The sequence below is a fragment of the Streptomyces sp. NBC_00028 genome (assembly GCF_045041065.1).
In the GTDB taxonomy this organism is placed as follows: Bacteria; Actinomycetota; Actinomycetes; order Streptomycetales; family Streptomycetaceae; genus Streptomyces.
Window position 1 is genome coordinate 9,329,658 of the sequence record NZ_CP108293.1, and the last position, 18,720, is coordinate 9,348,377.

Annotated in this window: 15 protein-coding genes; 7 read left to right on the plus strand and 8 right to left on the minus strand. The window is 72.4% G+C overall.

Translation table 11 applies throughout. The annotated features are described in order from the left end of the window. Positions 1 to 3: 3 nt before the first annotated feature. Positions 4 to 411 carry a pyridoxamine 5'-phosphate oxidase family protein gene (locus tag OG885_RS42315; RefSeq protein ID WP_405741896.1) on the minus strand — a complete coding sequence of 136 codons (408 nt, stop codon included), beginning with the start codon at positions 409 to 411 and terminating at the stop codon, positions 4 to 6. Next, positions 408 to 2,060 (minus strand): SulP family inorganic anion transporter, encoded by a 1,653-nt coding sequence (locus OG885_RS42320; protein ID WP_405743136.1) that lies wholly within the window; start codon positions 2,058 to 2,060, stop codon positions 408 to 410. The genes OG885_RS42315 and OG885_RS42320 overlap by 4 nt, the downstream gene beginning before the upstream one ends. A 253-nt stretch (positions 2,061 to 2,313) precedes the next feature. Here OG885_RS42320 and OG885_RS42325 point away from each other — a divergent pair, with 253 nt between their 5' ends. Next, positions 2,314 to 2,907 carry a hypothetical protein gene (locus tag OG885_RS42325; RefSeq protein WP_405741897.1) on the plus strand — a complete coding sequence of 198 codons (594 nt, stop codon included), beginning with the start codon at positions 2,314 to 2,316 and terminating at the stop codon, positions 2,905 to 2,907. Between the two features lie 149 nt (positions 2,908 to 3,056). Further along, a complete protein-coding gene (locus OG885_RS42330) occupies positions 3,057 to 4,589 on the plus strand; it encodes a LuxR C-terminal-related transcriptional regulator (protein ID WP_405741899.1) in 1,533 nt (510 codons plus the stop codon). A gap of 15 nt (positions 4,590 to 4,604) precedes the next feature. Here the strand turns inward: OG885_RS42330 and OG885_RS42335 are convergent, their stop codons facing one another. After that, positions 4,605 to 5,672, minus strand: a complete 1,068-nt coding sequence (locus tag OG885_RS42335) for a dipeptidase (RefSeq protein ID WP_405741901.1) — start codon at positions 5,670 to 5,672, stop codon at positions 4,605 to 4,607. Then, positions 5,669 to 6,991, minus strand: coding sequence for an amidohydrolase family protein (locus OG885_RS42340; RefSeq protein WP_405741903.1), 1,323 nt, complete (start codon positions 6,989 to 6,991; stop codon positions 5,669 to 5,671). The genes OG885_RS42335 and OG885_RS42340 overlap by 4 nt, the downstream gene beginning before the upstream one ends. A 137-nt stretch (positions 6,992 to 7,128) precedes the next feature. Between OG885_RS42340 and OG885_RS42345 the strand changes: the two genes are divergently transcribed. Together OG885_RS42345 and OG885_RS42350 are read left to right on the plus strand one after the other, a co-directional pair. Further along, positions 7,129 to 7,890: an IclR family transcriptional regulator gene (locus OG885_RS42345; protein ID WP_405741905.1), complete on the plus strand. Its 762-nt coding sequence runs from the start codon at positions 7,129 to 7,131 to the stop codon at positions 7,888 to 7,890. Further along, on the plus strand, positions 7,887 to 8,816 hold the full coding sequence (locus OG885_RS42350) for an ornithine cyclodeaminase family protein (protein ID WP_405741907.1): 930 nt from the start codon (positions 7,887 to 7,889) through the stop codon (positions 8,814 to 8,816). Before OG885_RS42345 ends, OG885_RS42350 begins: the two co-directional genes overlap by 4 nt. Before the next feature lie 23 nt (positions 8,817 to 8,839). On the opposite strand, the gene OG885_RS42355 is transcribed toward OG885_RS42350, so the two are convergent. Together OG885_RS42355 and OG885_RS42360 are read right to left on the minus strand one after the other, a co-directional pair. Then, complete coding sequence (locus tag OG885_RS42355) at positions 8,840 to 10,162, minus strand: lipase family protein (RefSeq protein ID WP_405741909.1); 1,323 nt, start codon at positions 10,160 to 10,162, stop codon at positions 8,840 to 8,842. Between the two features lie 301 nt (positions 10,163 to 10,463). Then, the gene (locus tag OG885_RS42360; RefSeq protein ID WP_405741911.1) at positions 10,464 to 11,228 is read right to left on the minus strand and encodes an esterase/lipase family protein; all 765 of its coding nucleotides are present in this window, start codon (positions 11,226 to 11,228) and stop codon (positions 10,464 to 10,466) included. Positions 11,229 to 11,549: 321 nt separating this feature from the next. Here OG885_RS42360 and OG885_RS42365 point away from each other — a divergent pair, with 321 nt between their 5' ends. Then, positions 11,550 to 13,058: a GMC oxidoreductase gene (locus OG885_RS42365; protein WP_405741913.1), complete on the plus strand. Its 1,509-nt coding sequence runs from the start codon at positions 11,550 to 11,552 to the stop codon at positions 13,056 to 13,058. A 99-nt stretch (positions 13,059 to 13,157) separates the two neighbouring features. On the opposite strand, the gene mscL is transcribed toward OG885_RS42365, so the two are convergent. Next, positions 13,158 to 13,604: a large conductance mechanosensitive channel protein MscL gene (gene mscL / locus OG885_RS42370; protein ID WP_405743138.1), complete on the minus strand. Its 447-nt coding sequence runs from the start codon at positions 13,602 to 13,604 to the stop codon at positions 13,158 to 13,160. A gap of 250 nt (positions 13,605 to 13,854) precedes the next feature. Between mscL and OG885_RS42375 the strand changes: the two genes are divergently transcribed. Further along, complete coding sequence (locus tag OG885_RS42375; protein WP_405741915.1) at positions 13,855 to 14,001, plus strand: hypothetical protein; 147 nt, start codon at positions 13,855 to 13,857, stop codon at positions 13,999 to 14,001. A 265-nt stretch (positions 14,002 to 14,266) separates the two neighbouring features. Beyond that, positions 14,267 to 16,219 (plus strand): ATP-binding protein, encoded by a 1,953-nt coding sequence (locus OG885_RS42380; RefSeq protein ID WP_405741917.1) that lies wholly within the window; start codon positions 14,267 to 14,269, stop codon positions 16,217 to 16,219. Positions 16,220 to 16,278: 59 nt separating this feature from the next. On the opposite strand, the gene OG885_RS42385 is transcribed toward OG885_RS42380, so the two are convergent. Continuing rightward, complete coding sequence (locus OG885_RS42385) at positions 16,279 to 18,528, minus strand: ATP-binding protein (RefSeq protein ID WP_405741919.1); 2,250 nt, start codon at positions 18,526 to 18,528, stop codon at positions 16,279 to 16,281. Between the last annotated feature and the right edge of the window lie 192 nt (positions 18,529 to 18,720).

Consider the following 18,720-nt stretch of genomic DNA (forward strand, 5'->3'; position numbering starts at 1 on the left):
CTCTTACACCTCCCCGCGGACGAGGCGGTAGCCGGTGACTGTCCTGGGGCGCAGGCGCAGGAGGGTGTCGTGCGGGCCGTGCGTCCAGCCGGGCAGGGTCCGGTGGTGGTGGGCGGCCTCGTCGGGGTCGGTGATCACCTCGGCCGGCCCGGTGACGGTGACGGTCCAGCCGGTGCCGTGCACGGCGCGGATCTCGTCCACGTGATAGGTCGCCGCGGCGGCCACCGCCGTGGCCGGGGCCGGTGTGCGGATGACGAGTCGGCCGTACTCCCACACATGCCGGGCGGGTCGTACGGCGGTCGACTCCCGCTGGGTGTACACCAGTCGGCCCAGGTTGCTGCCTTCCAGCAGCCACAGGGCCTCGGGGCCGGAGACCTCGACCATGCGCGGCTGGACGGGAGGGGTGTTCATCGGGCGGCCTCCTGGCCGGCGGTCGGGGGTGGGGGCGAGGGGCGGGCGGGCAGGAGGCCGGCGGTGTGGAGGTGGTCGCGGGCGGCGCGGATCGCCTCGGGCGTGGTGGCGTACTCCCGGCCTTCGTGCCGCAGCAGCTCCAACGCGCCTACGGAGTCGAGCACTTGGCGCTGGCCGGGGCGGATGGCGGAGGCCAGGACGAGGATGCCGCGCCGCCGCAGTTTCTCCACCGCGTCCTTGAGGAGCAGGGCTCCGGTGGCGTCCATGGTCGAGATCCGGGACATGCGCAGGATGACGACCCGGACGTCGGCCACGTCGGTGAGCTCCAGCAGGAAACGATGGGCGGCGGCGAAGAACAGCGGGCCGTCGATGCGGTACGCCACGATGTGCTCCGCCAGCAGGGCGTGCTCCTCGGCGCTGTGGTCGCCCTGGTCCAGCGGCACCTGGTCGAAGCGGGCCTGCTTGGCCACGGCACGCAGGGCGAGGACGCCCGCGACGGCCAGGCCGATGATCACGGCGTAGACGAGATCGAGCGCCAGTGTCGCCACGGCGGTCAGGACGAGGATCAGCGCGTCGGAGCGGGTGGCCTTGGCCATTGCCCTGAGGGAGCCGGTCTCGACCATGCGGATCGCGGTGGCCAGCAGGACGCCGGCGAGCGCGGCGAGGGGGATCCTCGACACGAGGGGCGCTGCCGCGAAGACGATCGCGGCGAGGACGGCGGCGTGGGTGAGGGCGGCGAGGCGGGAGCCGGCGCCGGTGCGGACGTTGACGGCGGTGCGCGCGATGGCGCCGGTCGCCGGGACCCCGCCGAACAGCGGGGCGGCGATGTTGGCCAGGCCCTGGCCGAACAGTTCGCGGTCGGGATCGTGGCGGTGCCCCACCGTCATGCCGTCGGCCACCGAGGCGGAGAGCAGCGATTCCAGTGCGGCCAGCGCCGCGACCGCCATGGCCGGGGCGAACAGGGTGCTCAGTGAGCCCGGATCCAGGAAGGCGAGGGAAGGGGCGGGCAGGCCGGCGGGCAGGGCGCCGATGGGGGTGGCCGCTTCGAGAGAGAAGAGCTGGGCGACGGCTGTGGCGGCGGCGACCGCGAGGAGGGAGAAGGGGAGGCTGGGCCGCCAGCGGGTGCCGGCCAGCATGACCACCGCGACAGCGACAGCGAATCCGACCGCCGTCCAGTTAGGGTTCCTCACGAACGCCTCGGCCGCCCGCCAGGTCACCACCAGCACCCGGTCGCCCTCGGGCTTGGGTACGCCGAGCGCGTTGGGGATCTGCTGCAGGCCGATCACACAGGCGATCCCGAGCGTGAAGCCCTCGACGACAGGGGCGGGCACGTACCGCATGTAACGGCCGGCCCCCAGCGCGGCCAGCGCGACGAGCAGCACGCCGGCCATCAGCCCCACGGTGAGGACGCCCGTCGGACCGTACGCACCCACGATGGGCACGAGCACCACCGTCATGGCGCCGGTCGGCCCCGACACCTGGAGGTTCGAACCGCCGAAGACGGCCGCGAGCGCGCCCGCGACCACCGCGGTCGCCAGCCCCGCCGCCGCGCCCAGACCGGAGGACACCCCGAAACCGAGGGCGAGCGGCAGCGCCACGACCGCCACGGTCAGCCCGGCCAGCAGATCCCGCCGTGGATCGCGCCGCATCTCGACGAGGTCGGCGCGGCCGGGCAGCAACGCCTTGATCCGATACAGCGGAACGGACACGCGCCCCTACCTCCCCCTACGAAGCCCACCCCGCGGCTACCTGCGGCCACAACGAGCACAGCATCTAATCAATTGCGAAATTTTGCAATTACGCATCAAGCAGGAGCCGGACGAGGAGGTGGTACGGGTGGTTGCCCGCCCCGGCGCGGGCACTCGGAGGGTGTCAGAGGACTCCTGCACGTGGAGCGGAACCATGAATACGACGGCGCGAACCTCCCGGGACGGTCCGGGGCGGCAGAAACGGCTGGTCGTTTATCTCAACGATCATCTGGCCGGCGCGACCGCCGGTGTCGAGCTTGCCCGCCGTGCGGCCCGGGAGCATCGGGAGTCGCCCTTCGGTGAGGCGTTGGAGAACCTGCGCAAGGAGATCGCGCAGGACCGGCAGGCCCTGGTGCGTCTCCTCGGTGACCTCGACGTTCCCGTCCGGCGCTACAAGGTGTACGGAGCGTGGCTCGGCGAGAAGGCCGGACGGGTCAAGCCCAACGGGCGACTGGTGCGCCGCTCCGGGCTCGCGGTGCTGGTCGAGTTGGAAGCCCTCCGGCTGGGGGCGCAGGGCAAGGCGGCCCTGTGGCGGGGGCTGCTCGCCGCCTCGGCGCAGGACGCACGCCTGGACGCCGACCGCCTGGAGGAGCTGCTGCGCAGGGCCGAGCGGCAGATCAAGACGCTGGACGACCTGCATTCCAGGGCCGCCACGGCACTGCTGTTCCCCACGAAACCGGTGGAAGCGACGGAGCGGGCTTCTACGACAGAACCAGCAGAAGAACCAGCGGAGAACCGGCGGACCTGAGCCCTGCTGTGACAACTGTCGACGGGCGGGCCGTTGTTGGACATTCTTTCAACAGCGGCCCCTCAAGTGACCCCGGAGACAGATGAAGTCGTAGCCGCCCCCCTTTCTCCCCCGGCGGTCACTTCCCGGCTGACGACCAGGAAGTGGTGATGCGTGTGAACGACGAGTCCCACGGCGCCTCCTCCGCGCCTGTGCCTGCCACCGGGCCCGTGCCCGCGATCGCTCCGGCCTCCCGCCGTGCCCTCGCGGACGGCTACGCACTGCTCCGCGACGGCCCCGTGGCCGACGCCTGCTCGGCCCTGCTCCGCGCCGCCGCCGGACTGCGGGAGGCCGATCCGTTCTCGGCCCGCGGCGCGTGGATCGCGGCGGCCTCGGCAGCGTGGGCGGCCGGTGACCGGGAGAGTTACCGCCGGATCCTGATGCCGGGGCCGTGCTCGGTCTGCGGCGCCGACTCGGGGCGGGCGCTCTGTGCGGAGGGGTGCCCCGACGCCGACTGGCGGGCCCGCTGCATCGGGATGGGCGCGGTGGTGGAGGCGGACTTCCGGCGTGCCGCGGCCTTGCTCGGACCCCGGCTGCACCGGCTCACGCCTCGCGCGCAGGCGCATGAATTCCGCGACGCCGGAAGCGTGGCGCTGCTGCTCGGCCGACTCCCCACCGCACGGCGGTACTTGAGCCTCGCCCTCGCCTCCGCGCGTTCCGCGCGCGTACCGGCCGCTGTGCCGGACATCCTCGCGCACCTCGCCTACGCCGAGTTGAGGGAGGGCCGCCACCACCAGGCCCGCGCCCATGCCGAGGAAGGGCTGCTGCTCGCCCGGCAGTTGGGGCAGCGCAATGTGGTCGCCGACCTGTCGGCCGTGCGCGCCCTCGTCGTGTCGATCGCGGGCGACCTGGTCGCCGTACGGAAACAGGCCGAGGAGGTCATGGCCGTCGCGCAGTCGCACGGGCTGGCCCAGGCCGCGTTTCTCGCGGAGTGGGCGCAGGCGCGGGCGGAACTGGGGTCGGGCAAGGTGGAGCGGGCCGCCACCCGGCTGGCTCCGCTGGTGCAACCCGGAGCACGCCAGGGGCACTTCGGGCTCTGGTTCCTCGCCGTGCCCTGCTTCGTCGAGGCCTGTGTCCTGTCCGATCGTGCCGTCGACGCGACGGAGATGATCGACCTGTTCGCCGTATGGGCGGAACTCGGTGCCGACCCGCAGGCTCCGGCTCAACTGGAGCGGTGCCGTGCGCTCGTCGCACCGCCTGAGCGGAGCGAGGAGCTCTACCGTGCCGCGCTCGCCCGTCATGAGCGGGCGCCGGGTCCCTTCGAGCACGCCCGCACCCATCTGGCCTTCGGGATGTGGTTACGGCGTCGACGGCGCCCCATCGAGGCGCGTGCGCAACTGCGCGACGCGCTCCTGGGGTTCGAACGCTGCGGTGCCGCGATGTGGGGCAAGCGCGCCGGCGCCGAACTGCGGGCGGCGGGTGAGGTGTCCGGGGCCGGGGAGGCGGGGCTGCTGTCCTCGCTCACACCCCAACAGGTGCGGATCGCACGGGATGTGGCGAGCGGCGCGACCAACAAGGAGATCGCCGCCGAACTCTCGATCAGCATCAGGACCGTCGAGTACCACCTGCGCAATGTGTTCGCGCAGCTCGGCGTCAGATCGCGCACCGGGCTCGCCCATCTGCTGGCCAATGTCGACCATTGAAGCCGACGGCTCCGCTCAGGCCTGCCACACCCGTTCCGCGTAGTCCACGAAGTTGCGGCCCATGATCTTCTCGATCCGGTCGGAGGAGAAGCCGCGCTGTTCCAGCAGGCGCATCAGCTCGCGGAACTGCTCGACGCCGCGCAGGTCGACGACGAAGGGGAAGGTGTCCGCCCGTTCCCCGGCCGCGGACACGCCTGCTTCCTGGCGGCGCGCCACATGCTCCGCGAGACGGTGCCGGTACGCGTCGAGGTCGTCGATGGCGGTGACCGGGCCGTCCGTGCCGATGCCGACGTGGTCCTCGCCGCAGACGTCGACGGCGTGCACGAGGTGCTCGACGACGTCGGCGGCGCTCGCGTGGCCGCCGGCGTCGAGGAACGGCATGAAGTAGATGCCGACGAACCCGCCCCGGGAGGCGACCAGCCGCAACTCCTCGTCCGTCTTGTTGCGCGGCAGATCGGTCAACGCCCGGCAGCCGGTGTGGTTGATCGACACCGGAACGCGGGAGGACGCGGCGGCGTCGAGGCAGGTCCGCTCGCCGCTGTGCGAGAGGTCGACCATCAGCTGGTGGTCGTTGAGGGCGTCGACCACCTCATGTCCCAGGGCGGTCAGCGGGGTGGTGGCGGGTGCCATCGAGCCGCCGCCGAGCCGGTTGGCCTGGTTGTACGTCAACTGGACCACCCGTACGCCGCGTTGGGCGAAGACGGCGACCCGGCCGGCGTCGTCCCCGACCGCCTCCGCGTTCTGGAAGCCGTAGATGACACCGATCCGCCCGTCGCGGTGCGCGGTGTGGATGTCGGCGACCGTGGTGACCTTCAGGAGATCGTCGGGGTGGTCGGTCACGACCCGGTCCCATACGTCGATCTCGTGCAACGTGTGCTCGTAGGGCGGGAGATCGCCCATCACATAACCCAGGGTGATGTTGACCGCGGTCAGTCCGGAGGCGCGCGCCTCGGTCAGCGTGCGGGAATCGACGGTCAGTTGCTCACCGCTCGCGTTGAGGTCGCCCGCGGCGGCCAGGGACCGTGGGGCGTTGGGGTTGTCGAGCTGGCCGAGCGCGTTGACGATCAGCGGCGTGGTGGTCAACGGTTCTCCCGGGTGCGGTCGACGGTGCAGGCGGTACGCGGGAAGCGGCGCCCCCGCTTGACGGTCAGGGTGATGGTGCGCAGGTGGTCGATGTCGGCCAACGGGTCGCGCGCGAAGACCGCGAGGTCGGCCAGCTTCCCTGGCTCCACGCTGCCGGTGAGATGGCCGACGCCGGCGCTGCGGGCGCCCACGAAGGTCGCCGAGCGCAGTACGTCGGCCGCCGGGATGCCGCACCGGCGTACCAGGAAGGCGAGTTCATCGTACAGGGCGGGGAACGGCTCGTCCGGCGGCGTCTCGTAGTCCGTTCCGGTGGCCAGGTCCACGCCCGCGCGGTGGGCCTGTGCCGTCAGGGCGATCGCCAACTCGGTGTTGCGGGCGGCCCGTTCAGCCGCCTCCGGGTCGTCGCTCGCGAACTCACGGGAGGCGTACAGGCCGGCGGTCGCGTCCAGGACGACGCCCTGCTCCCGCATCCGGGCGAAGAGCTTCTCGAGCCGCTCGTCCTCGCCGGTGACCAGACTCGCGTGATCGACGGGCGGTTTGTCCTTGTACGACGTCAAGGGCGCCGTCGCCGCCTCGTGGGCGAGCAGCGTCACATGCGAGACGCTGTCCACGCCGGCCGCGACGACCTCCCCGGGGGTGGCGGGGAACACCGCGGCGTGTGCCCAGACCGGGATGCCCTGACGGTGTGCCTCCGCGGTGATCGCGGCGACTAGGGGCGCCTCCAGATCGGCGTACACCTTGATGGCGGCCGCGGAGGTGCCGCGGGCCAGGGCCACCGCCAGGGGCAGGTCGCTCGCGGTGGTGACGGCCTGCATCCAGGGGACCTCGCCGGGCACCGCGCCCTGGGTGACCTGGTGGGTGCGGGGGTCCTCGAAGAAGCCGGGGCCGGCCATGAGCGCCGCGTAGTGGAGGTCGGGAGCGGGGATCTCGCCGACCCGGGCGGCCCGTGCGAGGTCGCCGATCTGACGCAGGTCGTCGGCCATGTCCCGTACGGCGGTGACCCCGCTGTGCACGAGACGGCGCAGGACCGCTTCGGCGGCCGGACGGTCGGGCGGCGTGGCGAGGTGCTGGTGCGAGTCGACGAGCCCGGGGGTGACGAACCGGCCCGCGAGATCGACGACTTCGGCACCCTCCACGGAGGCGGCGGCGTCGGTGTCGTCCACGACGGCCCGGATCACGCTGCCGTCGACCACGATCGACGTCCCCGGGCGGGGCGGGCTGCCGGTGCCGTCGAAAAGGGTGGCTCCCCGGTAGACGACGACCGCTCCGGTCTCCGGCGGTGCGTACGGCGTCGCCGCCCCGGCCCTGTCGCTCGTCAAGCTCACCACTCCCTGGTTTGTTGCGTTGTAGGTAACAAACTTCTCGACCTACGAAACAAGCGGTACCCTACCTCCGGATCCCGGCGAGCGACACGCCCCGCCGTGAGGCTCCGCCCACAGCGTTCGGAAGGGATTCGATGGCACAGGCGCCACGTACGGCCGTGGACAAAGCGCTGGACCTGATCGAGGCGGTCGGCCGGGCGCCCAGACCGCCCCGGCTCACCGACCTCGCCGACGAGGTCGGGCTGCACCGGGCCACCGCCTACCGGATCCTGGTGGACCTGGTCCGCCGCGGCTGGGTGCTCCGCGCCGACGACCGCTATCTGCCCGGCACGGCCGTGCTGCTCCTGTCGGCCCGGGCCGCCCACAACTCGCTGACCTCGCTGGCCCGTCCGGTCCTGGAGCAGCTCGCCGCGCACACCGGTCTGATGGCCAACCTCCAGGTGCTGGAGGGCGACGGCTCGCGGGTCGTGGACGTGGTCAGGCCGGAACGCCTGGCGATGATCAGCACCCTGCTCGGCGACCGGCTGCCCGCCCACCGCTTCGCCGGCCCGCTCGCCCTGGTCGCCGCGCTGCCACCCGAGGCGCGGGGGCCCTATCTGGACGCCGCCCGGGCGCAAGGGCATCCCGTCGACGGCGACGCCGGCCTGCTCGCCGACCTCGCGCGGGCCGAGGCCGACGGGTTCGCCGTCGAGCACGGGCGCAACGACCAGTTCGTGGCGTCCGTCAGCCGAGCCGTCGTACCGGCCCCCGGAGCGCCCGTCTGCGCGCTCACCGTCGTCGGACCCGCCGCCGAGATCGACGAGGAGCACCTGCGCGCGGTGCGTGAGGCACTCGCCTCGGCGGTCGACACCCTGGGCGGGCTGCTCGCCCGGACGGGCGCGGAGGCCGCCGTATGAAGGGAGTCCTGGTTCTCGACGGGGCCGCCACGCTCGCGGCCCTCGACCCGCACCGTCTGATGGCCGCCGTGGCGGACGCGCTCGTCGCCGTGGCGCAGGACCGGGCGTCCGCGCCGCCGCGCACGGCGGCCTTCACCCCGTACGGGCTGCTGGGCGCCATGCCCGGGTACGTTCCCGGACAGGGCCTCGCCGCGAAACTGGTGACGGTCTTCGCCGATCCCGGGCACCCCGGCCGCAGCACCCACCGCGGCATCGTCGCCCTCTTCGACGCCGAGGACGGCCGGCCCCTGGCGGTGCTGGACGCCGAGCCCATCACGGCCTGGCGCACCGCCGCGTCCGCCACGCACAGCGCCCTGGTCCTGGCCCGGCCCGGCCCCGTCGTGGTCGTCGGCACCGGGGTCCAGGCGCGCGCCCAGGTCGGCCTGCTGGCCGCGCTGCGGCCCGACGAACCCGTCACCGTGGCGGGCCGCGACGCCGAGGCCGCCCGCGCGACGGCCGCACTGCACCCCGCCGGCCGCGCGGCCGACGGCATCGAGGACGCCGTACGGCAGGCGGCGACCGTGTACTGCTGCACCGGCACCACCCGCCCTGTCGTCCGGCGGGACTGGCTGGCACCGGGCACCCATGTGAGCTCGGTCGGCGCCTCCCAGGGGCATGAACTCGACGCCGCCACCATCGGGGACGCGACGCTCTTCGCCGAGTGGCCGGGAGCGGCCGGCACCCCGCCGCCCTCCGGCGCCCACGAGCTCCAGGACCTGCCGGCGGACCGCACCGTCACCCTCCTGGGCGCGGTCCTCGACGGCTCGGCCCCCGGCCGGCGCACCGCCGACCAGCTCACCGTCTTCAAGTCCACCGGGCACGCGGCCCTGGACGTGGCGGCCGCGTACGTCGTGCACAGCGCGGTGACGGGCCGGGCCGCCGGATAGGTGGCCCGGCCCGTCGGCGCCGGTCAGGGCTGCAACGGCACCAGACCGCAGGCCGATGTCACCGGCTTGCCGTCGAGGCGGTCGGTCAGCCAGGAGATCGCGTCGCCCTGGTCGGTGAGCAGGGGAGCGAAGTGGTTGAGGAGGGAGCGGCCCACGTTCGGCAGGATCACGGGCTTGTAGGTCACGTTGCCGCCCAACCGGCACCAGTCGACGGCGAGTTGGCGCGCCTGCGCGTGCGGCACCAGGTCGTCGCTGGTGCCCGTCGCCAGCCGGACCGGTCCGCTCGGTCGGGTCGTGCCGATGCGCTGCTCGTCGAGGAAGGCCTGGAGGGCGGGTTCGGCCGCGATGACGTCGCTGATGGTCCTGCCGTCGGTCGTCCAGGCGGTGCTGTGCGCCGAGTTGTACGCGAACAGCGCGTCCCCCACGCACATGGTGGACAGGTCGTCCAGCGCCGCGCGGCCGGCCGCGTTGAGGTGGGCGTCGGCGATCGGCTTCAGCGCCGGGTCGGACTGCAGGAAACCGTTGACGGACCAGCCCAGGGCACCGGCGAGGTCGCTGCCGTCGATGGCCTTGGTGACCTCGGTCAGGTCGGCGGGCGGTGCGCCCGCGTAGGTGCCGGCGAGGACCACGTCAGGGGCGTAGGCGGAGCGGACCTCGGCGGCCGCCGCGGTGGCGCCACCGCCCTGGCTGTAGCCGAACAGGGCCACGCGCGAGGCGCTGGTGAGCGAGGTGCCGGGAAGCGCGCGGGCGGCACGGACGGCGTCCAGGACGGCATGGGCCTCGTCGACCCGGTTGACGTACGTGTGCAGCCGGTCCGTGGCGCCGAGACCGGCGTAGTCGGTGACCACGACGGCGATGCCTCTGGCGAGCAGACGGTAGATCGCCAGGTCCTCGTAACCGACGGAAACGGTCTGCCCGTTGAGCTGGAGGGGGTGTTCGAGACCGAGGGAGGCGGCGCACTGGTCGCCCTGTCCCATGGTCCCGGGAGCCAGGGCGACCAGTGGCCGGGGGCCGGTGCCCCGCCAGGCCGCGGAGGGCTCGATGTAGGCGCCGGTCACCGCCATGGGGCGGCCGTTGGAGTCCGTGGACCGGTACATCAGCCGGGTGGCCGTGCCGGGCAGCGGGCCGTCGACGCCGGGCAGGCTCAGCGCGAGCGGCAGCGGTTCGCTGCGCACGAGCGCGCCGTTGGCGTCGGGCAGCGTGGTGGGCGGGTTGTAGAAGGCGGGGATGGTGACGCCGCGGGAGACCACGGCCCCGCCGTCGGCGGCGAGGGCCGGGACGGTCGAGGCGCCGAGGCAGGCGGCGGCCGTGACGGCCACGGCGGCGAGGCGTACGGGTGCGGGCATGAGGGACCTCCGGAGCTGGGGGAGGCCGAGCTTCATGTGCGGCTCGGGCGCTTGACGGGCCGGTCGGGCGGGGTGCGGGCGCGCGGAGGCGGTCGTCCCACCGCTGTTCCGGTTGCCGTTCTTAGACGAGGTGTCAGGACGGTAGCGCCGAGCGGGTTACCCGGGGTACCCGCCGGTAGGTTACGGTTCAGTAATGTGCGGCCGCTTCGGGCGCGCGGCATGTCCGCTGCGCATCCCTGGAACGTCGCCGGCCCGCCGACGGCACCTGTGGGGTGTGCCGTCGACGGACCGTTCCCCTTGGTCAGGAGGCGACGAAGTCGGCGATGTCGCCGAGCACCGAGGTGTCGGTGAGGAAGCCGATGTGGGTCTGGCAGGCCACGGGGTTGTTGGTGGCACCGTCCAGGCGGGTGCTGGTGTACGGGATGATGACGCCGTCGCACGGCGAGTACCAGGTGGCGTACTTCGTGCTCCCCGGTGTCTCGTCGCCCGAGGTGATCTGGGCGATGAACGAGGAGCCGGGGTACATCTGCTGGCAGGTCGTGTAGACCAGACAGGCACTGGCGTACGTGGTCCCGTGGTTGGCGCCGGCGATCGAGGCGAGGTGGCTGACGCTGGTGTTGCCGCCCAGGACCTTCAGGTAGTACTGGCTGACCAGGCCGCCCATGGAGTGGTTGACGAGGGCGACCTTGCTCGCGCCGGTCCGCGACTTGACGTTGTTGACGAAGGTCGCCAGGCCCTGCGCGTTGGTGATGTTGTTGCCGTAGGAGTTGTACTCGTAGGCGAACAGGTTCGAGCTGGACCAGCCGTTGAGCCGGAAGACGCTCATGGCGGTGACCCAGTTGGACGCGCTGCCCGTGTACCCGTGCACGAAGACGACCGGTGTGCTGGTCGACAGGGTCCCGGTGGCGGCGTCGGCCGACCTGGTGGAGGCGGTGGTGGTGGCGATGCCGCTCGTGCGGTCGGTCGCGTCGGCCGCGCCGGCCGCGGTCGCCGAGGAGAACAGGGCGAGCACGGCGGTCACGGCCGCTACGGCGCCGGTAAGTCGACGTGCTGAACGACGGCTCATGGAGCCCTCCCAACGAGGGTGCGGGTGTTTGACCCGACCAATGTCGTGGGGAGGGAGACGGCGGACATCGGCGGAATCACCAGTCGCCGCAAGCGCCTTCGGCCTCAGCCGGTCAGGGAGCGCAGCAGGGCGTGTTGGCGCCGTACCTGGTCGCGTCCGCGGTAGGGCTCGCGGCGGCCCTCGTACTCGCGGGACCCTCTCCGTGGAACACGAGGACCCCCTGTGGGGCGGCACGCCCGAGCAGGTGTGCCGGGGACTGGCCATTGCCCACCACACGCTGCGCCCGCTCGTCACCGGCTGAACCGACCCAGGAGCCTCGCCATGTCCCTCCCCCTCTCCTGCGCCTACGACGTCGTCGTGGTGGGCAGCGGCCCCACGGGCAGTACCTACGTCCGCGAGGTCTTCGAGCAGTGCCCCGACGCCCGGATCCTGCTCCTCGACGCCGGACCGAAGCTCGGCGACCCGCCCGGCGGACACGTCAAGAACATCGCCGACGACGATCTGCGTGCCCGGGCCCAACGCGCCGCCGAAGGCCCCGCCCCCGCCCGGCCCGGCCGTCCCGGCACCCGCCTGCTCGGCACCCCGCAGCTGCCGGCCGCCGCCGTCTCCACCAACGTCGGAGGCATGGGCGCCCACTGGACCGCGGCCTGCCCCCGCCCCGGCGACAGCGAACGCATCGCCTGTGTCCCCGACGATGCGATGGACCGCCATCTGACCCGGGCCGAGGAACTCCTCCACGTCACCTCCCACGCCTTCGACCGGGCGCCGTTCGCCGATGTCGTACGGCAGCGCCTGTCCGCACGCTTCGACCGCGGTCGCCCCCTCGCCCGCCGGGTCGTGCCCATGCCGCTGGCCGTCACCGCCCGAGCGGACGGCACGCACACCTGGAGCGGCACCGACGTGATCCTCGGTCCGGCGGCACGCGACAGCAGGGTCGAGATCGCCGACAGTTGTCTGTGCCTGCGTGTTCTGCACGACGCCGGAGCCGTGACCGGCGTGAGCGTGCGCGACGTCGGGACGGGACAGGAGGCGACGATCGCCGCGTCCGCCGTCGTCGTCGCGGCCGACGCCCTGCGCACCCCTCAGGTGCTGCACGCCTCCGGCATCCGCCCCGCCGCCCTGGGCCGCTACCTCAACGACCAGCCCCAGATCGTGCACGCGGTACGGCTCCCCGACGACGTCGTGGCCACCGCCGACACCGTCACCGGCCGCACCCGCGCCGAGGAGGGCGGGATCGTTCCCCAGAGCGGGGTCAGCTGGGTTCCCTTCACCGCCGCACACCCCTTCCACGGGCAGGTCATGCAGCTCGACGCCTCGCCGGTCGCCCTCGCCGACGAGGACGCCGTGCGGCCCGGCAGCATCGTCGGCCTCGGCTGGTTCTGCGCCAAGGACATCACCGCCGAGGACCGTGTCACGTTCTCCGACACCGCCACCGACGCCTTCGGCATGCCTGAGATCGCCGTCCACTGCCGCTACACCGACCGGGACCTCGACAGCATCGAGGGCGCCAGGAAGGCGGTGGCCGAAGCCGGCGCCGCCCTCGGCACACCGCTCGGCGAGGCGCCCTTCCTGCTGCCCGCCGGCAGCTCACTGCACTACCAGGGCACCACGCGCATGGGTGCCGTGGACGACGGCACGAGCGTCTGCGACACCTTCAGCCGGGTGTGGAACACCCGTGGCCTGTGGGTCGCGGGCAATGGTGTGATCCCGACCGCCACGGCCTGCAACCCGACCCTCACGTCGGTCGCCCTCGCCTCCCGCGGCGCCGGCGCTTTGGTGGAGTACGTGCGCGACCGCGCGGCCACGGCGGTGGGCAGCACCGCCGCCTGAGCACCGAACCGCCCGGAAAAGGGACTGTCCCGCCCCCACAGCCGTGGGGGCGGGACAGTCCGGCCTCGGCGCAAGCCGCATGCGCGGCGTGAAGGCGGGTCAGCCGACGGACGCGGTCGCCTGCGTGGGGAAGCCGGGGCGGCCGGCGAGGTCGGCGGTGCAGTAGGCGCACCTGACGGCCGCCGCGGGCACGGTGCTCAGGCAGTCCGGGCAGTCGACCTTGGTGACCGGCACATCCTTGACCGGGTTGAAACGCTCCTGAAGTCGGCCCACGGGCAGCACGACGGCGAAATAGATCACGGCGGCGACCAGGACAAAACTGATCAGGGCGTTCAGGAAGGCACCGTAGGGGAATGAGGTGCCCGCGACGGTGAATTCCTGCTTGCTGAAGTCACCGACCGCGCCGGTCGCCACTCCGATCAGCGGCGTGAGGAACGCGGTGACGAAACCGGTGACGACGGCGGTGAACGCGGCACCGATGACGATGCCGACCGCCAGGTCGACCACGTTGCCGCGCAGCAGGAACGAGCGAAACCCCTTGAACACTGAATACTCCTGATATGAGGTGTGCCGGGACACCAGCGACCTGTCGGCCGGACGGCCGACGGCGGTAATGGTGCCGCTCCACTTCTCCGCCGTCCAACCGCCTCACTCGTTCAAGTGAAAAGAGCGAGATCCGCTCCACGAGAAAGAAATTCGCCCCGCCGTACGTATACGGATCCTGGCGCCATCGGATTTGACCGGACGAACAGCCGGGCAGGATTTGTGCACTGTGTCCGATGAGTCAGGAGAATTCATGCTGGAAGCTCTCACGGCGGTAGCCCGTCTCAGCTATGAGGCGTACGTGGAACATGTGAAGGCTTGCCGGCAGTGCTGGCCCTCGCGCTGCGTGGTCGCGGAGGAACTGTGCCGGACCTATCTCGACGAAGTCCGGCCGAGGTGACGGGAAGTCCGTACACGGAGCCGCGTGAATTCCCGCCGACGCCCTGTACGTAGTACCGCACACCCAACTTGGGAGGGATGGAAAGCATGGGTGTTCGATCGTTCGTTGCGGGGTGTGAATCAGCGCTCTTCGGCGCTACCCGGCGTGTCAAGGGCGCGTTGGAGTGGCCGTGATGCGGCAGCAGTGACGGTTCTTCTCTGGGCGGTCCCGTGCTGTCGTGCCGGTATTCCATTGCATGCCAAGAGCGTTACGGGGAGATGTGAAAGTGCGGACATCTGTCGTCGGCCGGACCGGCCCGACCAAGTCCAGCGATGCGGACGGCGGCCCTCTGGTCGGCCGGGACAGGGATCTCGCGGAACTGCGGGAGCTCATGGCCGGGCACCGGCTGGTCAGCGTGACCGGATTGGCAGGTGTGGGCAAGAGCCGGCTGTCCCGAGCGGTCATGGGCGAGGGGCCGTGGCAGCGCGTGGTCCGGGTGCGCTGGAAGGGACAGGGCGCGGCCGTGCCCGGAGGCCTCGGCCGCCGCGTCCTCGCGGAACTGGCGGGCGGGGCACCGGCGTCACGGTCGACGGACGTCTTCGACGTGGCCGCCGGTCTGCCGCCCCTGCCGACCCTGTTGGTCCTGGACGACGTCGACCCCGTGCACCTGGAGTGCGTGGGTCTGGTGCAGCGGCTGCTCATGGCCCTGCCGACGCTGCGTGTGCTGGTGACGTGCCGCCGCCCGCTGGGCGTGGGGGAGGAACGGGTCCTCCGCCTGGCGCCGTTGGACTGCCGTGCACCCCGCGATGCCGAACGCCCGTCCCCCGCGGCCGAGTTGTTCGTGTACCGAGCGCGTGCCGTGGTGCGGGGATTCCGCCCCGGAAAGGCGGACCTGGAGGTCGTCGAGCAGGTGTGCTCGGTTCTGGAGGGAGTGCCGCTCGCCGTCGAACTGGCCGCACAGCAGTTGAGCGTCAGCTCGCTGGCCGACCTGCCCGACCTGGTGCTGCGCAACCAGTGCCGGCTGACCGCGAGCGGCCGGACGGTGCCACGCCACCGTTCACTGAGAGCGGCCGTACGGGCCGAGTACGCGCTGTGCGAGGAGAAGGAGCGTGCCGTCTGGCGGCGCGCCAGCGTCCTGCTGGGCCCGTTCACGGAGGAGGCGGCCGCGTTCGTGTGCGCCGGCGGGGGCGTGGCCCCGGAGCAGGTCCCCTTCTGCGTGGCCCGGTTGCTGTCCTCGGGGGTGCTGGAGCGGCTGGACGAGCCCGGCGTCGGGGTACGGATGCCGCGCTACCGGATGCGCCGGGCGGCCCGCGACTTCGGCATCGAACTGCTCACCGAGGCCAACGAGTTCCCGGTGGCGGCGGAGCGGCGCCTGATCCACTGCCGTCGGACGGCGGCCGTGGCCGAGAACCTCTGGAGCACGGGCTGCCAGCGGCAGGCTGTCGAACTCGCGCAGGAGGGCCACGCCGACCTCCAGGCGGCGATCAGCCACGCGCTCGCCCAGGGTGAGCATGTGGAGTGGGCCGTGGAGTCGATGGTGAGCCTCTGGTTCTGGTGGATGGTCTACGGCCATGCCGAGGAGGGCCGTCAGACGCTGCTGGACCTGCTGTCCCTGCCTCCGGCCGACAGTCCCGCTCGCTGCGAGGGCGGGTGGCTCGCCGCGTGGATGTGCGCGGAGAGCGATCCGGAGCGCGCCGGCCGGCTTCTCGCCCGCGCCTGGCGGGCAGCCGTACTCGCCGGCGACGACGCCACCATCGGGCGCATCGCCTACGTCCACGGGGTGCTCGCCCTGCGGCACCACGACGCCGGCGAGGCCGCCGCACACTTCCAGCAGGCCGCGGACATCATCCCGCCCGACGCGCCGGGCGGACCCTCACCCGCCGTCAGCCTGGCCGCTCTCGCCGTGGCCCAGATCCGCAGCGCGCCGGACGACGCCCGGCACAGCGCACGTCGTGCCCTGACCCATCCGAGCGTGCGCACCGACGCCTGGGCCACCATGCTCGCCCGCCACGCCCAGGCCCTCCTCGACCACCACAACGGCTACCCCGGGCGCGCGGCGCGCAGGGCCCGCCGTGCGTTGGAGGCGCTGGACTCCACACTTCCCGTCCCCGACGGGACGACGGCCCTGCGTGAGCTGATCGAAGACGTGGGGGAGCAGGCCGACCGACCCCGTCGCGGCGCTCTTCTGCCGCTGCCCCGGGGGCAGGCGTCACCGCCGGGACAGGCGGACCGGCCGTAGCCGGAGCGGCCGCGGACCCAGGCCTCGGTCCCTCGCCCGACAGCGAGGGACCGAGGCCCTCAGTGCTCCTCCTCCTGTCCCCGCGTGAGGTCTGTGGTCGGGACCAGCGGTGCGATCTGGGCCCGGGAGGAGACACCCAACTTCGCGAGGATGTGCTCGACATGGGTGTCGGCCGTACGTTTCGAGATGACGAGGCGTTCGGCGATCTCCCGGTTCGTCATCCCCTCGGCCACCAGGGCGGCCACCTCGCGTTCGCGCCGGGTCAGGCCGCCCGGCGCCGGGGCCTCCTCCTGGGCGGGCGGGGCGGTCTCGTCCGACAGGGCGAAGTCCACGATCTGCTCGTGCGGCAGGGACGCGCCGGTCCTGCGCACCTGGTGCAGCAGTTGTCCGCCCATCGCCCGGTCGAGCTCCGACAGGGCCCGCTCGTGCACCCGCAGCAGCCGCGCGTTGTCCAAGGCCCGTCCCCGGCCGAGGAGTTGGAAGAGGGCGTCCGCGCCGCCGAGGAGGAGAGCGGCCCGCTGATGGCAGCCGAGGTCGGTCGCGGCCCAGACGAGGAAGTCGAGGGAGAGAGCGACGCCGAGGACATCCGCTCTGCGGTCGTGCAACGCCAGGGCGCGGCGAGCGGCCTGTTCCGCGGCGGCGGGCCGGCCGGCCCGCAGATGGGCGACGGCGAGGAAGCCGTGGGCGTGACCCTGGACGTAACTCTCCGCGCTGTCCTCGCCGTTGAGACTCAGGACTGCCTCGAAGGTGCCGATCGCCGCCTCCGGCCGGTCGTGGAGGGTGTGGACGATGCCCAGCCGCAGGTTCGCCAGCGCCACGTCCAGGTCGGTCCCGTACTTCCTGAGCCGGTCCAGGGACAGGCGCAGTTGGGCCACCGCCTCCTGGTGCTCGCCCGCGATGGCCCGGGCCATGCCGTGACACATCAGGGCCAGGCCCTGGAGCCTGGGGTCGTCGAGCTGCGCGGCCTGTTCCTGAAGCACGGCGGCGAGCCGGTGAGCGGCTTGCGCGTCGCCCTGGATCACGGCGAACGTGGTGGCCCACACCAGGGCCTTGACGCGATCCTCGGACACCTCGGGCTGCTGGTCGAGAGCGCGGTCCATCCAGTAACGGGCCTCAGCGGGATGACCGGCACACAGTCTGTACGGCCACATGGCGGCGGCCAGCGGCAGCAGTGTGCCGTCCGTGTCGGCGTACTCCAGGGCTGCGGTGAGATTGCGGTGTTCGGCCAACAGCGCCTTGTGCAGGGACACTTGCTCGGAGGTGAAGAAGCGTTCCTCGAAGTCCCGCAGCCGCGCGTGGAAGTAGGCGATCAGACGGCGCCGCAGGGCGGCCGTCTCGCCCGTCTCGTCCAGCCGTCGGCCGCCGAAGTCACGGATGACGTCGAGAAAGCGGTAGCGGTCCCCCTGCCTGAGGAGCACCGACTTGTCGACCAGCCCGACCAGCGAGTCCACGACCGACCCCGCGGGCAGCTGGGCGTCGGTGCAGACCGCGTCCACCGCCGGGAGATCGAAATCGCCGCCGAACACGGACAACCGGGCCCACAGAAGCCGCTCGTCGGGGGAGCACAGCTGATGACTCCAGCCGATCGTCGCCGCTATGTTCTGATGCCGCGGCAAGGCCGGTGAGCGGCCGGCGTTCAGCACGGTGAAGCTCTCGGTGAGGCGCGCGGCCAGCACCCCGATGGGCAGTGCGCGCAGGCGTACGGCGGCCAGTTCGATCGCCAGCGGAATGCCGTCCAGGCGGCGGCAGAGGGTCGCGGCGAGTCTGCGCTCCTCGGCGGTGAAGGACAGGCTGGGAACGGCGGACGCCGCCCGCTGCTCGAAGAGTTGCAGCGCCTCGCTGGTCTCCCCCTCCGCCAGGCCGAGCGGCCGTACGGGCACGACGTGCTCGGCGGGGATGCCGAGGGGCTGCCGGCTGGTCGTGAGGATCCTCAGCCCGGGTGCCTGGGCGAGCAGGACGCCGACCAGCAGCGCACAGGCGTCGACCATGTGCTCGCAGGTGTCCAGTACGAGCAGCAGTTCGCGTTCGGCGACATGGTTCACGACGGCCTCGAAGCCGGACGGGCCACGCCGGTCCGGCAGTTCGAGGGCATCGGCGACGACCTCGGGAAGTCGTTCGGGCCCCCGCAGCCCGGACAGCTCGGCGAGCCGAATCCCGTCGGCGAGCGTCGGCGCCGCCTGGGCCGCCGCACGCAGGGCGAGCCGGGTCTTGCCGACGCCGCCGGGGCCGACCAGTGTCACCAGTCGGGCCCGTCTGAACAGCTGCGCCAGTTGGGCCAGTTCGCCGCCCCGTCCGACGAAGCTCGTCAACTCCGCCGGCAGATGGCCGGGTCGACGCCATGAGGATAAGAACCCCACCAATAGCCCCACATTCACGCTCTGTGACACGGTGTGTCAGATGGTCAGGCCGCGGGCAGCGGCGGCCGCGGGCCAAGGTCATCACCAGGCCCCGCACTTACTGCGTACACGGATCAGCGGTCGTCACCTTCGGTCGCCGCCCGA